Origin of the sequence: Oribacterium sp. P9, from assembly GCF_046365365.1 — a bacterium.
Classification (GTDB): Bacteria; Bacillota; Clostridia; order Lachnospirales; family Lachnospiraceae; genus Oribacterium.
This window is the reverse complement of record NZ_JBKEIS010000002.1, coordinates 38,489-54,552: the sequence shown is the minus strand read 5'-3', so window position 1 is coordinate 54,552 and position 16,064 is coordinate 38,489. Positions and strand designations below refer to the sequence as shown.

Annotated in this window: 10 protein-coding genes; 8 read left to right on the top strand and 2 right to left on the bottom strand. The window is 56.0% G+C overall.

The features are described from left to right. Window positions 1-7: 7 nt before the first annotated feature. From accC to ACK8P7_RS02395, 7 genes are all read left to right on the top strand, one after another. Window positions 8-1,354, top strand: coding sequence for an acetyl-CoA carboxylase biotin carboxylase subunit (gene accC, locus ACK8P7_RS02425; protein WP_410042639.1), 1,347 nt, complete (start codon window positions 8-10; stop codon window positions 1,352-1,354). A gap of 120 nt (window positions 1,355-1,474) precedes the next feature. Then, entirely contained in the window at window positions 1,475-2,242 is a 768-nt protein-coding gene (locus ACK8P7_RS02420) for a LamB/YcsF family protein (RefSeq protein ID WP_410042638.1), read from the top strand. A 234-nt stretch (window positions 2,243-2,476) separates the two neighbouring features. Next, entirely contained in the window at window positions 2,477-3,211 is a 735-nt protein-coding gene (locus ACK8P7_RS02415; protein WP_410042637.1) for an ABC transporter permease, read from the top strand. Window positions 3,212-3,386: 175 nt separating this feature from the next. Then, complete coding sequence (locus tag ACK8P7_RS02410; RefSeq protein WP_410042636.1) at window positions 3,387-3,992, top strand: ATP-binding cassette domain-containing protein; 606 nt, start codon at window positions 3,387-3,389, stop codon at window positions 3,990-3,992. Window positions 3,993-4,369: 377 nt separating this feature from the next. After that, the gene (locus ACK8P7_RS02405; protein ID WP_410042635.1) at window positions 4,370-5,578 is read left to right on the top strand and encodes an NEW3 domain-containing protein; all 1,209 of its coding nucleotides are present in this window, start codon (window positions 4,370-4,372) and stop codon (window positions 5,576-5,578) included. Window positions 5,579-5,826: 248 nt separating this feature from the next. Then, on the top strand, window positions 5,827-7,014 hold the full coding sequence (locus ACK8P7_RS02400) for an ABC transporter ATP-binding protein (protein WP_410042817.1): 1,188 nt from the start codon (window positions 5,827-5,829) through the stop codon (window positions 7,012-7,014). Window positions 7,015-7,087: 73 nt separating this feature from the next. Then, window positions 7,088-8,266, top strand: a complete 1,179-nt coding sequence (locus tag ACK8P7_RS02395) for an ABC transporter permease (RefSeq protein ID WP_410042634.1) — start codon at window positions 7,088-7,090, stop codon at window positions 8,264-8,266. Window positions 8,267-9,055: 789 nt separating this feature from the next. On the opposite strand, the gene ACK8P7_RS02390 is transcribed toward ACK8P7_RS02395, so the two are convergent. Then, the gene (locus ACK8P7_RS02390; protein WP_410042633.1) at window positions 9,056-9,865 is read right to left on the bottom strand and encodes a hypothetical protein; all 810 of its coding nucleotides are present in this window, start codon (window positions 9,863-9,865) and stop codon (window positions 9,056-9,058) included. Between the two features lie 315 nt (window positions 9,866-10,180). After that, entirely contained in the window at window positions 10,181-13,864 is a 3,684-nt protein-coding gene (locus ACK8P7_RS02385) for an HRDC domain-containing protein (RefSeq protein WP_410042632.1), read from the bottom strand. A gap of 1,185 nt (window positions 13,865-15,049) precedes the next feature. Between ACK8P7_RS02385 and ACK8P7_RS02380 the strand changes: the two genes are divergently transcribed. Beyond that, the gene (locus ACK8P7_RS02380) at window positions 15,050-15,817 is read left to right on the top strand and encodes a sulfite exporter TauE/SafE family protein (protein ID WP_410042631.1); all 768 of its coding nucleotides are present in this window, start codon (window positions 15,050-15,052) and stop codon (window positions 15,815-15,817) included. Window positions 15,818-16,064: the final 247 nt, after the last annotated feature.

The following is a 16,064-nucleotide window of genomic DNA, read 5'->3' as shown; positions in this document are numbered from 1 at the left end:
GCGGCCGATGTTTGAAAAAATACTAATTGCCAATCGAGGCGAGATCGCGGTCCGCATCATCCGGGCCTGCCGGAACATGGGCATCCAGAGTGTCGCGGTCTACTCGAAGGAGGACCAGAACAGTCTGCACACGCAGCTCGCGGATCAGCGGATCTGCATCGGAGAGGGTCCGGCGAAAAACAACTACCTGAATATGGACCAGCTCATCACGGCAGCCATCAACACCGGTGCCGATGCGATCCACCCGGGCTATGGCTTCCTGTCGGAGAACAGTGAGTTCGTACGCCGCTGTAAGGAAAACGGCATCGCCTTTATCGGTCCGGACGCCGACGTCATCGACCGCATGGGCAACAAGTCCCATGCCCGAAAGACGATGATGGATGCCGGTGTGCCGGTCGTTCCGGGCACCCGCGAGCCGGTCTACGATGCCGAGACCGGAAAGAAGCTCGCCCGTGAGATCGGGTATCCGGTGATCATCAAGGCCTCCTCCGGGGGCGGCGGCAAGGGCATGCGCGTCGCGACATCTGAGGATGAATTTGAGTTTGAGTTCGGCCTCGCGCAGCGCGAGTCTGCAAACGCCTTCGGGGATGACACCATGTACATCGAGCGCTATATCGAGAAGCCTCGCCATGTCGAGATCCAGATCATGGCGGATGACTTCGGTCATGCCGTCGCCCTCGGCGACCGTGACTGCTCCGTCCAGCGAAATCACCAGAAGCTGATCGAGGAGTCGCCATCCCCGGCCATCAACGACGAAACCCGTGCCGAGATGAACCGCTGTGCGATCCTCGCAGCGAAGACTGTACAGTATACCAATGCAGGCACCATCGAGTTCATCGTGGACCCGCAGGGGCACTTCTACTTTATGGAGATGAACACGCGAATCCAGGTCGAGCATGGCGTGACGGAGATGGTGACCGGCACCGATCTCATCATCGAACAGATCCGTGTCGCGGCGGGCGAACCGCTGAGCTTCACGGAGGAGGATGTGAAGCCGCGTGGACATGCCATCGAGTGCAGAATCAACGCGGAAATCCCGGCAAAGAACTTCATGCCGAGCCCGGGGGTGGTGAAGCACCTGCATCTGCCGGCCGGCAACGGCGTCCGCGTCGATACCGGACTCTATACCGGCTACCGGATCCCGTCCGAGTATGATTCGATGATCGCGAAGGTGATCGTCCATGCTCCGACGAGAGAAGCCGCCCTCATGAAGATGCGCTCCGCCCTCAACGAGATGCTCGTGGTCGGTGTCGAGACGAACCTCGACTTCCAGTACCAGATCATCAAGCATCCGGTTTTCGCCGAAGGAAAGGCGGATACCGGCTTCATCGAGGACATCATGCATCTTACGTGATGCAGACTTCGAAGTGCAGGACATCTGTACAGGGCAGGACCGGGGCAGCATGCAGCCTCGGTCAGCATGGCGCGAGGGGTGGCACCTCACGCGAATGATGGATAACAGGAGGAAGAAACGATGTATCGTGTAGATTTAAACAGCGACCTCGGCGAGAGCTTCGGCCGCTATACCCTGGGCTCGGATGATCAGATCATCCCGCTGATCACCTCGGCCAACGTGGCATGTGGATTTCATGCATCTGATCCGGTCGTGATGAAAAAGACCATCGAGATGGCACGGGAGGCCGGCATCCATGTCGGCGCACATCCGGGCTATCCGGACCTCATGGGCTTCGGTCGCCGCAACATGACGATCAGCCCGGCGGAAGCGAAGGCCTATACACTGTACCAGATCGGCGCACTGGATGCCTTTTGTAAGGCCGCCGGTCTGGAGATGCAGCATGTGAAGCCGCATGGCGCGTTCTACAACATGGCCGCGAAGGACTACAAGCTCGCACACGGCATCTGCGAAGCCATCGCAGAGTACAACCCGAAGCTGATCCTCATGGCCCTCTCCGGCAGTGAGATGATCCGCGCCGCCGAGGACTGCGGCCTCCGTGCCGCTTCGGAGGTCTTCGCCGACCGCGCGTACGAGGAGGATGGTACCCTCGTGAACCGCTCGAAGGAAGGCGCGATGATCACCGACGAAGACGAGGCCATCGCCCGCGTCGTACGCATGATCAAGGAGCAGAAGGTCACCGCCATCACCGGAAAGGACATCCCGCTGAAGGCAGACTCCATCTGCGTACATGGTGACGGCGCAAAGGCCCTCGCCTTCGTCGCAAAGATCCGCGAGACCCTCACGAAGGAAGGCATCGAGATCTGTCCGCTTGCGCAGATGCTGTAAGTGCGATCGCGTCCCAAACGCCGTCGGCATCATGATCTGTCTGCTTGCACAGATGCTGTAAATATATGATAGAATAGAGGAGTCGGCAGGGCGTGTATGCCCTGGCCGGCTTCTTGACGTCTACTGAACGTAGTTACTGTTCAAACGTAATTAAGTCAAGGCGTGGCTACTGCCTGCCGAACCACAAGTGAACAGTAACGAAATGTACGCGCCCTCGTCGGCGCTGGGAATATTATGAAAACATCAAGGAAACTTCTAATCATCGCCTTCTGGCTTCTGCTCTGGCAGGCGCTGGCGTTTCTTATTCACAACTCGATTTTGATGGTGGGGCCCGTCGAGACGCTCCGTTCGCTTGGGGCAATGCTCCAGACCACGATGTTCTGGCAGTCCCTCGCCTTCAGCTTCGTCCGCATCATCGCGGGCTTCCTGATCGGCTCTGCGCTCGGCATCCTCCTCGCGTGGGAAAGCTACCGCCGCCCCTTCCTCGAGGAACTCCTCGCGCCCTTCATCCTCGCGCTGAAGGCCGTGCCGGTGGCGAGCTTCGTCATCATCCTGCTGATCTGGGCGGGCAACCGCATGCTCTCCCTCTATATCAGCGCCCTCGTCGTCCTCCCGCTCCTGTATTTAAACACCCTGAGCGGTCTGAAGGCGACGGACCCGAAGCTCCTCGAGATGGCGACGGTCTTTCACATGCCGACCACGCGCCGCCTCTGCTTCATCTACCTCCCGGCGCTCTTCCCGTACCTCTACAGCGCCTTCCAGACCGCGCTCGGCATGGCCTGGAAGAGCGGCGTCGCCGCCGAAGTGATCGGCCAGCCCCTCGGCTCGATGGGCAACGGCCTCTACAACGCGAAGATCTACCTCGAAACCGGCGAACTCCTCAGCTGGACGATCGCCATCATCCTAACCTCGTACCTCTTCGAGCACCTCTTCCTCGCCGGATTCCGCGCACTGTTTCACCAGAAATGACACAAAAATGATGCCAGATTCAGGCACAGCTTTATAACAGAAAATGTTCAAGTAGGGAGGGAATCCGGAGGGCCTAGTGCCGCTTAGGGTCCCTGGCTTAGATTGAACCGGTCTCGGAGTACTGTGCTTCTAGTGCCGGCCCTCCGGCTTTCCTGCAACAATCAAAGGAGAAATCATGCTGCTTACATGCAATCATCTCACCAAATCCTATGACGGCCAGCGGGTCCTCGACGACCTCAGCTTCCGCATCGACAGCCAGGCCGACAACCGCGACCTCCTGCTGCTCGGCCCGTCCGGCGTCGGAAAGACAACCCTGCTCCGCATCCTCGCCGGGCTCGAGAAACCAGACAGCGGCACGATCGACATCACGATGGGCGAGGCCGCGACCGCCGGCGCACATCTCCGGATCGGCATGGTCTTTCAGGAGGACCGTCTTCTGGATTCGCTCGATGCGATCGCCAATGTCTCCGCCGTTTCGCCGATGATTTCCCGTGAACGAGCGGCGACAGAACTCGCGAAGCTCCTCCCGGAAGACGCCCTCACGAAGCCGGTCCGCGAACTCTCCGGCGGCATGCGCCGCCGCGTCGCTCTCGTCCGCGCCCTCCTCCCCGCCTCCGACCTCCTCCTCATGGACGAACCCTTCACCGGCCTCGACGACCAGACCCGCCAGCAGGTCATCCACTACATCTTCGAAACCAAAGCCCACCGCCCCCTCATCCTCGCCACCCACGAAACCGAAGGACTTCCACAGATGAGAATATTGCATCTGAAAGCCAGATAAATTTGTTGAAGCTAGTCAGTACCCCGGAGGACAGGTGCCGGAAGCCATACGGAGAGTTCGTGAAGAATCAAAATCGTATCCCTTAGAAGCACTTAGTGCAATTTTCCTCAGCACCCTCTGCAACGCTGAGTTTTCATCAAGAAAACTCAGTGATTGCAGAGGGCTTAGTGCTTCTTAGGGATGCGATTTTAGAGTCTTCCGAACTCGGAGTATTGTGTTTCCGGCACCTGCCCTCCGGGGTACTGGACATCGCCCTCCTGAATTCACAAAATCAACTTATTCTGAACACAATTGAAACACATTTTCCGACTAAAACCAGCTTTTAGTTGGAGAAGAAAAATCCTCCAACAAATCTGAAATTTATTGGGGGAAACATCATGACTACTTCGAAACATATTTCCGGCGCTCATGCACTTGCTTTATCAGCCTGCGTGGGCGCTTTTACCTTACTCAGCGCCACCTGCCTCGCGACGCCGGCATTGGCCGCAGGCGGACTCGAGATGTCCACAGACTACACGGGCATCACCGCGAAGCCGGGCGACACCCTGAACTTTAGCCTCGACTTCACGAACCAGACCGGCGCGGGCCTCAACACGAGCCTCAGCGCGAGCGGCCTCGACGACAGCTGGAAGGGCTACTTCGAGGGCAACAACAAGGAGGTTTCGAACGTATTCGTGAAGTCTGGTGCAGTCGCGGATTCGAACGACGGCCTCGTCACCTATAGTGTGACCGTCCCGGACGACGCACAGAAGGGCAGCTACAACGTGCTCCTGCATGCGGCGAGCGCGGGCGAGGCCAGCAGTGATCTCCAGCTGACGATCAATGTCTCCGACGAGACCACGGGCACGAACCAGCTCACGACCACCTACCCGGAGCAGCAGGGCGCGAGCGGCACGACCTTCACCTTTAACTCCACCGTACAGAATAATTCATCAGGTGCCCAGACCTACAGCCTCGCCGCCGATGCACCGACCGGCTGGACCGTCAGCTTCAAGCCGAGTGGTGCGAGCAATGCCGCGTCCAGCGTCGACGTCGATGCCCACGGCTCTCAGAGTGTGACCGTCACTGTAACGCCGCCGGATAAGGTCGCTGCCGGCGATTACGAGATCCCGATCACCGCGACGAGCTCAGCCCAGAGCCTGAGCCAGACCCTGAAGGTCACCATCACCGGCACCTATAAGATCGACCTCACGACCACGGACGTCACCCTCAGCTTCGACGCGAATGTCAACAAGAAGCAGTCGGTTCCGATCACCGTCACCAACAGCGGCAACATCGACCTAAACAACGTGAACCTCACGACCACGGCACCGTCCGGCTGGACCATCGAGTTCTCTGAGAGCACGATCGACACCCTCGCGGCCGGCGAGAAGAAGGACGTCGTCATGTACGTCACCCCGTCGAAGGACGCCATGTCCGGTGACTACGCGATGACCGTCAGCGCACAGAATGAAGACACCTCGCTCGACCAGTCCTTCCGTGTCACCGTTAAGACCTCGACCCTCTGGGGCGTCGTCGGCATCCTCATCATCGCAGCCGTCATCTGCGGCCTCGGCGAGGTATTCCATAAGTACGGGAGGCACTGATCATGACCGAGCTTCAGAATAGAACAGTCGCCACGCGGGTCACGGCCAATGCAGACGACCACTACGCCGAGTGCGCTGCGGAAGTCGCCGGCAGCGCTGGGGCGACGAAGCCTGAATGCAGCGCCCGATTTTTTCATCCGCATGTAGCGGGTGGCGCATGCAGCGAGAAGTGTACAGACCAGGCATCTGTCGACAGCGATGAGGCGGTCGGGGACCCTGCCGACTGGCGTTCCGAGCGGAATGAGGGACTGCATGAGATCATCATCCGGACCAGCGAGCTGGTGAAGCAGTACGGCGACGTGACCGCGGTCGATCACCTGAACCTTGAGATTCATAAGGGCGAGGTCTTCGGTCTGCTCGGTCCGAATGGCGCCGGTAAGACCACCACGACCCTGATGCTGCTCGGCCTTACGGATCCGACGTCCGGCACCGCTGAAATCAGCGGCCTCGACTGTACGCGCGATGCGCTGGCGGTCAAAAAAATCGTCGGCTACCTGCCGGATAATGTCGGCTTTTATCCGGATATGAGCGGTCGTGAGAACCTGATTTTCTCCGGCATGATGAACGGCCTCACACGAAAAGAAGCGGAAGAGCGGGCCAGCGGCCTCCTCGAGCGGGTCGGCATGACCTACGCCGCTGATCGAAAAACCGGCACCTATTCACGTGGTATGCGACAGCGTCTCGGTATCGCCGATGTTCTCATGAAGGATCCGGAAATCATCATCATGGATGAGCCGACCCTCGGCATCGACCCGTCCGGCATGCGTGAGCTCACCGCGCTGATTCGTGAGCTGAGCGTCAAGGATGGTCGTACCATCCTGATCTCCTCCCACGAGCTCTACCAGATCCAGGAAATATCCGACCGCGTCGGCATCTTCGTAAAAGGAAGGATGATCGCCTGCGGACGCATCGACGAGCTCGGACAACAGCTGCAGAACGAAGGCCTTTATATGGTAGACTTCCGCGCAGAGAAGACTGCGAATGGGCAGCGTGCTGCAGCGCATAGAACAGTGTCGGATGCATATGCAGAACGGGACACGATGAAGACCACGGCAGAGACATTGGCCTCTGCGGATGGGACCTCGACATCTGCCGTGAAGAGCGGCGCAGCGGAAGAGAGCGCGTCTGGCGAGACCGAAGAGCTGAAGGCTCTGGTGCGCGGCATCGCGGGCGTGCGTCTCGTCGGCGTGAAGGAGGATGGAACCCTCCACGTCGAGTCCGGCCGCGACATCCGCGCGGAGCTCTTCCGGAAGCTGACGGACGCCGGATATCTTCTCAGCGAGCTCCACGAGCGTGGCGGTGACCTCGATGAAATCTATCGCAAATATTTCGAAAAAGCAGGAGGTGACGAGAACTATGACAATCGCACAAATCACACAGAAAACAAGACAGAAAAGCGATCACTCAGAGAGAAGCTTCTCAGGCGCAGCCGCTGATTTTTCGCAGTGCAGTAGAGTTGGAGCGGCACCGATGCATGGCAGTGTTTCGATAAATGCGGCTGGCATAAATATGATGACAGGATCTGTAGCGGAAGCTTCTGCGACTGCAGCAGAATCATCTCCATTTGACGCACAAAATGATGGGATGGAGGCTTCAAAGGCTACAACGCCAGATGCAGGTAAGAAATCTGCCGGGAACCTGCTGAAAAAAATCGTCGACTGGTTCATGGAGGAGGATGATCTCCTGCCGGGCGAGACACCGGAAAGTCATGCGTCGAATGTACGGACCAACCGCCGCGGCATGGCGGTGCTCTACCGGAAGGAGCTCGCGGATCATCTCTGCAGCCGTCGCTTCTGGGCACTTTTTGCGCTCCTCATGATCGTCTCGGTGGCGAGCCTCTACGGCGCCATCGGATCGCTCCGGCAGACAGCATTGGCCGCACAGTCCCAGGGACAGGGCGTCAGTGAATTCCAGTTTCTGAAGCTGTTTACGACCGCCGGAAGCTCGATCTACAGCTTCCAGAGCTTCCTCGGCTTCCTCGGTCCGATCTTTGGCATCATGCTGGGCTTCGACGCCATCAACAACGAGCAGGCGCAGGGCACGCTGAACCGCCTCGCTGCACAGCCGATCTACCGCGATACCATCATCAACGCGAAGTTCCTCGCGGGTGCGACGGTCGTCTTCCTGACGGTCTTTTCACTCGGTGGCGTTCTGTCCGGACTCGGGCTGCTGCTGAGCGGCACAAAGCCGGTGGCCGAAGAGTGGGTGCGCCTCGTGATCTTTCTGCTGCTGAGCGGCGTGTACATCTCGGTATGGCTCGCGATTTCTGTCCTCTTCTCGACACTTTCACGCCATGCCGCGACCTCGGCGCTTTCCTCCATCGCGCTCTGGCTCTTCCTCACCATGTTCCTTTCGCTCGTGGCGAGCGGCCTCGCAAACGCGATGTTCGCCGGTACCCATGCCTCTGCGCAGGATGTGATCAGCGCGTACCGCCTGCAGACCGGCATCAACCGTATCTCGCCGTACTACCTCTTCAGTGAAGCCGCCTCCGTCCTCATGAACCCGAACGTCCGCTCCCTCGACATCATGTCACTCGTCGAGTACCAGAACGGTGCCCTCGCTTCGTACCTGAGCCTCGGACAGTCGCTCCTTCAGATCTGGCCGCACCTCGTCGCCATGATCATGGAAGTTGTCATCGGCTTCGCCCTCGCTTACATCAGCTTCATGCGGAAGGAAATCCGCGCGTGAAGGCGTGAAGAACGCCGGCAGAAATCGAGCTCGGCTCCAGGGAGCATGAGCTCGGACATCCGCGCGTGAAGATTATGGATACGGATGCTTTCGCCGATGTCATACGAATATATTTGAAACATGAGAGAAACCGCGCCGCAGGACCTCGAAACTGGTCCCGCGACGCGGTTTCAGTTTTTCTGACATTAGTACCGTCCACGATTAGAAAGCAGACATTGTAGCGTGCTCAGCTTCCTCCGTATTGACAATCCGTATCCATAGCGGAAGCCGTCCCGCGACGCAGTATCTAGTATCAGCGGATTTTAAAAATACTGGATATCTATTTGGCGTTTTTTATGAGCCTACGAGAGAAAACTATCTAATATTGGACGATTTTTTAAATGATGGATACTCAATCCTTTTATTCCGAAGCAAGCTTCATACTGGACTATCTATAAATTTCGAAAAGATTACATATTGGATATGCCCTTAGCCAAATGGAGCATTAATAGCCAAATCAACTATCCACCTTTTTCAAAAGGAATCTATTATAGATAGTACGCTTTTAAGCGTATGTGCGATTTCGAGCAAAACTATCCAAAAAGGATCTGATTTTAAAATAGTGGATAGTTTTGAATCCGGCAAAGGTGTTCATGGATCTGCCAATTTTATCCAGTATTTTCGAATATGAAAGAATGTAGATATCGTTGACTGACTGGATGTGGATCACTGATCAACTGAATGCTTTGGACTCAAATTACATCTGCGACCACATTTTGACAGCGTTTGAAATCCACAACAGACAAATATTTATCTTTTTTCCATCACATTTCCGAAGTAGTATTCGAGCAGATGATTCACATAAACCTCATCGATCGGCGTATCCTTTGTTTCAAACGACATGATCAGGTTCACGCCAGGATAGATTCCGTTATTCAGAAAGGTTCGCATCTTGCTTAAGAAGTCCTGCTGGTAATTCGGATCATCCATCATGCCGAAATGTTCATAGTAGTAGGTCTTCCCATTATTTGGATTCAGAATCGTAAAATCCGGATAGTTCGGCCTTCGGGCATGCTCCAGCTCCAACTTGCATTCATAACGGAATGGAAGATTCGCATTGCGCAGCAGGTTGTAAATTGCGCGCTCGGATTTCGAACGAACATATTCACCAGCTATTGTAGGCACTTTCAGATTTTCCGGATTTGCCGGATTTTTTTCGTAGTCAGCATTGACCCACTCCGCAAGATCCTGTGGCAAATAGTAGAGGTAGTGGGCCGTCAATACGCGCAGTGCTTCTGAACGTTCCAGCAAATGCTCTACTCGATGAGCTTTTTCCAGCGCTTTCAAACAGTTTGAGTAGGCGGCGATCTGCTGATCGATATCCTTGAGCCGGGCACGATAGAGACGCTTCAGCGCTAGCTTTTCTGCGAGCTCCACCTCTGTTCTTGAAAGATAACGTGCTTTCTCAGAGTCTGGTGCGCGATAGAGCCAGCTCCAGCCCTGTGGATTCGCCTGGAAGTGAATCGTTCCCTCCGGCGCGGTTTCCAGCCAGCCTTCATACTGCGTGCGAGTACGCTGCAGCCGCTCGATTTCATATTTCATTTTTTCAGATAAATCCATAATCCTCCCTATATCGTCAAGTGGTTTTCCTAAAAAAACATGACGCTTGTGTTTCATGTCTGTACTTCTCTGATGACAGGCAGCGTCCGCCCATGCTTTCCCACCGGGCCATGCTCGCATACACTTGTCATCTCGAGCCCCGGCAGTGCCTGTGTTTGTCATCTTCGGCATCTGCAACGCCTGTGTTTGTCATCTCCGACATCTGCATCGTCTTTGTTTGTCATCTTCGGCATCTGCAGCGCCTGCACTTGTCATCCCGAGCCCCAGCTCCCGCCATTTCTCGGACCTCTGCATGGTCTGCCAATGTTTCCGGCTTCACTTCGTCTCGTCCCGGACGAACAGCGTCGCGACCCAGCTTGCGGCGGCTGCGCTGAAGTAAGCGGTCGGGTAGTCCACGCCACCCTGGCTCTTACGGGTGCCTAGGACAATGCCGGCAGCCTCTCCTTTGGTGGTTGGGAGGAAGGTCTGATGCGGCCTGCCGTTGAATCTGTATTCGCTTAATTTCAGATAGCCAAGCTCCGCCAGCTTTCGATTGATGGTCGCACCAGACAGCTTCTTTCGTTCCCGAACGCGCAGCTTCGGCTGATTCGTTAATTCGCCCGGGTTCTTCGCCGCCACTGCATCTGATATCTGTATTTCGCCCGGGTTCTCCATCGCCACTGCATTCGATGTCTGCGTTTCGCCCGGGTTCTCCGTCGCTACTGCGGCTGATGTTGATCCATTGTCCGAAACGCCGACATCGATTGACGCGATGGGACTGTTCGTAGAAGAGATTTCCTCCGCTTCCGCGACGAGCGCGTTCAGAAGCGCGGCGATTTCCGGCGAGCGCAGGCCATCTGCGCAGCGGAAGGAGGCGGCTTCTGCCACGGTCAGGAAGAAGTCCTGCTTTTTCTTCACCTGCTTTCGCGTCCGCTGCTGCAGGTACTTCTCCTCGAGGAAGGCCAGCAGGACATCATCCGGGATGAAACGATATTTCGGATTTCTCTGTGATTCTGACCTTTCCTGTGGAATCGGCTTTATAACACTCGTCGGTATGACAGGATTTGAAGACGGCGCATATGTACCTGGCGCCCGCTTTACGCGTGCAGCGTCCACCGAGTCATTCATGCCGGTACGCTCTCCGGCTGTACACTGAACCTCTTCCGACGCATTTGCATAGAACTCTGCGACGCGTACCGGGTCCGCTGAGTCATTCATGCCGGTACGCTCTCCGGTCACACAGGCTCCGGTACCATCCTGCATATCCACCTGCATCTCTTCCGACACGTTTTCATAGAAATCTGCGACATACGCAGGATCGAGGGCTTTCCGGATCTCATCGGTGAAGGCTTCGTAGTGGAGTTCCAGCTTCCGCTGACCGACGCCATAGATGCGTGCGAATTCCTCGCGGGTGAGCGGGAGCATACGACACATCTCCACCAGTGATTTGTCGGTGAAAATCAGATACGCCTGCACACTCCGTTCCATCGCGAGCCGCTTCCGAAGCGCCTTCAGATTTCCGAGCAGGTGTGTCCGCATCTCGGGCGAAATCTCGAGACGGGCGTTTTCAAGCAGCCGAAGCTGCTGTGCTTCCGCTTCGCCATCGCTGGTCCGGGCATATCCGCCCCTGCCGGCCTCGGCATCGTCAGTCCGGGCATATCCGACACTGCCGGCCTCGTCATCGCTGCCACGCGCATATCCGCCCCTGCCGGCCTTGCCATCACTGGTCCGGACAGAGGCATTGCCCTCGCATGGCGTGGTAGCCGGGAGACGGTCGTCCGCTGGGGATTCTGGCACGCTTGATGATGCCCCCGGCGCAGTCGATGCGTGCGCAGGTGTTTCGATCGACGATTTGGATGATTGACCGAGCACCGCGGCCATCGTAGCTGCTGTTTTCTGATATTCGACTTTTCGCATCGCCATAATCCTTCCTGTGCACTTCGTGTGCGCATCATAATCAAAGTGGTACGGTTTTTCGCCTGCCTTCCACAGACGGATCTTCCGCCCGACATCCATATCCGTTTCGAGCTGGTGCCGATGTTCGCGCATCCGTTCCTGCAGGCCCATGGTGTCGCTGATGCCATAGCGGTCTTCTTCGAGAAAGTGTTCCGGATCACAGTTCACGCAGCAGCTGTCACGTGGGATGGAAAATGCCCGGAAGCGCTGCACGCGGATGCCGGGCTCGCACAGCTCCCATGGATCCGTGCGGAGATGTTCATATTTGTAAGCCTGGTTCTTCATGTATGCCTGATCTGCGTAGCGGATGAAGATATGCTGCTTCTCCGCACGCTTGAGCTGCATCGACACCTTCTGGACGCGGTTTTTCGGGTAGTGTCCGGACTGTCGGATCGTCCGCAGACTTTCGTCGACCGGCAGCTCTGCGCTCGTCAGCACGCGATTCCGCGACGGCAGCGTGATGACTTCATAATCGACGGGATCTTCACCCCCGAAATAATCCCGGAGAAAGGATCGCAGGCACTGGTGCGTCATCGCGTAGCGACGCATCGCCTCCAACTGTCGCTTCACCTGCGCGACGGCTTCCGGATACGCCGGGTAGCCGAGCGTCACCTTCTCGAGCTTCGTGCGCTGGAGCTCGAAGTCGCGCTCGTTCGCGAGGAGAATGCATTCGGCCGGAAGTCCGTCACGCCCCGCGTGGACGAGCTCCTGATAGTAGCGCTCGAGACTTTCCGGCATCGTGTAGTGCAGCACGAAACGCACATCCGACCGGTCGAGCTCGAGAAAAGGATCCGGCGTCACGACGAGGATCCGGGCACCGGCATGGGCCTCGGCATCGTGTGTGGACGGCCGCTGTATACGCCGGTCGGACGAAGGAGCGCCGGCGCAGAATGCACGGGCATTTGTCATTCGTGCGTTCGGATGCCGACTTCCTGAGGTCTGTCGGGCCGCCGTCGCTGTGCCGGCGCAGAAAGCGTGGGCATCTGTCATTCGTGCGTTCGGATGCCGACTTCCTGAGGTCTGTTGGTCGGACGACGCTGCGCCGGCGCAGAATGCACGGGCATTCGCCATGCGTTCCTCGCGGGTCAGACCTGCGTGGTAGGACAATGCCGGGAAACCGCTGCGATTGAGCAGCTGCGCGATGTGCTCCGTCAGCCGATGCTCGGTGCAGTAGATGATGCCTGCCTCATCTTCGTGGCGGCGCAGAAAATCGAGAAGAAATGGTGCCTTGCGCTGCGGGCGATGCACGGATAGAAAGAGATTCGGACATTCAAACGCGTGACGGACGAGAAGTGGATGCTGAAGTGAGAAAAAGTGTCCGATATCCTGCTCCATCTGACGCGTTGTCGGCAGTGTCAGCGCAAGGACCGGCGGACGGGAGGATGCTGTGAATTTCCGCCGTTCAGATGCTTCGATATGAACAGCACTGAAAGAGTCTGTTTCGGGCGATCCTTCGATGGAAGTACCGGAAGCGGCACCTCGGTAAGGCATGGTCGGCTCTCCCGACGCTTGTCTGACTGCTGCATGGCGTTCGAGATCCTTCAGCAGAAGTGGAATCGAGTGATAGAGCGGCTGGAAATGTGGTGCGTGGATCGAACATATCTGTGCTTCGTCGATGACGATCAGAGATATCGTCGTTTTGAAGACGAGAAACGAGCGCATTTTCGGATCCTCCAGAAGGCCCGGTGAGGCAAAGAGCACCTGGAAATGACGGCGTCGGATGCGCTCGAGCTGTGCAGCCATGGCATAATCCGACAGTCCGGAATGCAGCATCGCCGCAGGGATGCCATCCTTTTCGAGGATGTCGATTTCTTTTTCCATACGCTCTTTATATGAAGAAATGATCAGCGTGATGCCTATAAGCTGCTTCACAAGCTGCCGGTAGCAGTCCAGACGAAGCGAACCGACCGGTGGCATCGCCAGCACATCCCTGCCGCTTTCCAACGCAGAAAAAATACGCGCATAGGCTGAGGCCAGAGACATTGCCCATGTCATGTGCTGTGGCTTTTTCGGAGGCGGCAGAGAAGACTGTACATCATCGACCGCCGGACATGCGGCTGCCATGTTTTTAGTTTCTCCAGATGATTTCTGTAGGGAAGAGGTGGAGGTGGTTGATATGGCGGACTTCACAGAAGCTTCAGATCGATGTACATCGGGCATTTCGAGTAGTTCCTTTCGCTCGGAATATAATAATCAAGACGGCAACAACGAAATCAGAATTCTGAAATCAAACAACGATGAAATCAGAATTCTGAAAAGAAGCAACGACGAAATTAGAATTCTGAAATCAAAATTCAGAAGGCAGAAAGTAAAGAGCAGAAATCAGTGTAAAGTATATGCTGTGCCTATAGCTTGTATAGAATAACTGCATGCGTTCTTAAAAAAATCCGTCGTTTTGTATATCTGTATCGTAATATAAGTCCTTGCTTTTGACAAGGTCGACAAACGGACTATATTTGCTTTTAACAGCTGCCTGCGGTATTACCTACGATTATGTCACTGCTTCGAAATCGTCCGAACTTGTTGTCTCGGATCCATCTACCACCTGGCAGTTTAATAAATCATCCACTATTTTTGAAAAGCCTATATTTTGGATATTTTTTCGAAAAAAAGAACATACGCATATAAGCGTACTATCTAGAAAAGTGCTTTTAGAAAAATAACCGATAGTGTTTTGGGTGATGATTGATTTGATTTCAAGGAATAAGTATCTAATAATCGTGACATTTTATAATAGTGGTTATTCAAAGAAGAGCAGGCTTTCTGAATTAGCAGCTACTATATCCAGTAATTTCGAAAAAGCACCGAAGTGGATAATTTCCCAGGATAAATCCTTTGTCAACCTGAAAATCATAACTATCTTTTGAAAAATCGTCATATATTGGATAGTTGGCCGTCGCATCCAATATTGGCTAGATGGCCGCTCGCTCTCCAACCACCGCATATAGAAATCATATTCATTTCAGATATAGAGATCATATTCATTTCAGGACTTGCGCTTGCGAAGAGAAAAGTATAACATGAACATCATTATTCAGGCATGCTCAGCTGCGCCAATGCAGACGACCGGAACCTGTATGGCTCCGCTTGCTGCGCCCGCCGCGCCGCCCGCACCGCACCCGCGTCGCCGCCCCGCGCCGCTGCCCGCCCCGCACTGCGGCCGCTGAGCCCGCCGCCCGCACCACGCCTGCCGCACTGCTGCGCTTGCCGCGCCCGGCCATACCCACCACACACTGAGGTACCATCACTATGCACATCACATTTCTGACCTATCTTATCTGTTGTCCGCTTATATTTCTCGCCGGTCTTGTCGACGCCATCGGCGGAGGTGGCGGTCTGATTTCCCTTCCGGCCTATCTGCTCGCCGGCCTCCCGGCGCATTACGCCATCGGCACCAACAAGCTTTCCAGCTGCTGTGGCACCACCGTCGCGACCGTTCGTTTCATCCGCGAAGGCCTCGTCAACTGGAAGCTCGCCATTCCGTCCATCGTCGCCGCCGTCATCGGCTCCTCGATCGGTGCCCGGATCAGCCTCCTCATCCCGGAGCAGGTCCTCGTCACGATCCTCCTCGTCGTCCTGCCCGTGACCGCCTTCATCGTCCTGAACCGCCACATCTTTCACGACAATGTCGAAGAAGCGCAGACGGACACCCCGAAAGTGTACGTGACCGCCATCCTCGCCGCGCTCATCATCGGCTTCTATGATGGCTTCTACGGCCCAGGCACCGGCACCTTCCTCATCATCGCCTTCACCGTCTTCGCGAAGCTTGGCATCAAAACCGCCAACGGCCAGACGAAGGTCATCAATCTGACGACGAACATCACCTCCCTCGTGATCTTCATCCTGCACGGCCAGACCGTCTTCCTGATCGGCATCCCGTGCGCCATCTGCAATATGATCGGTAACTACATCGGCGCCGGCCTCATGATGAAAAACGGTATGAAAATCGTTCGCCCGTCGATCCTCGTCGTACTCGTTCTCCTCGCCATCAAGGTCGTCAGCGAGTATATCCTGTGAGGCATCTTCGAAGGCATGAAGGTTGTCAGCGAGTACATCCTATGAGGCACCTTCGAAGCAGCATGCAGCGTCGACCGTCCGTGTGCCATTTCCCACATCCGGGCTACTGAAAAGATCCTATGCATCTTAAGAGCTTTGCGTCCCATCGCAACGCTCTTTTTTTGACCCGCAGCACACTTGCACCCACATCCCCGACCGAGTAAAATACAGTTTTAAAAGCCACCGTTTCAGTGGCCAATGCAGGTGC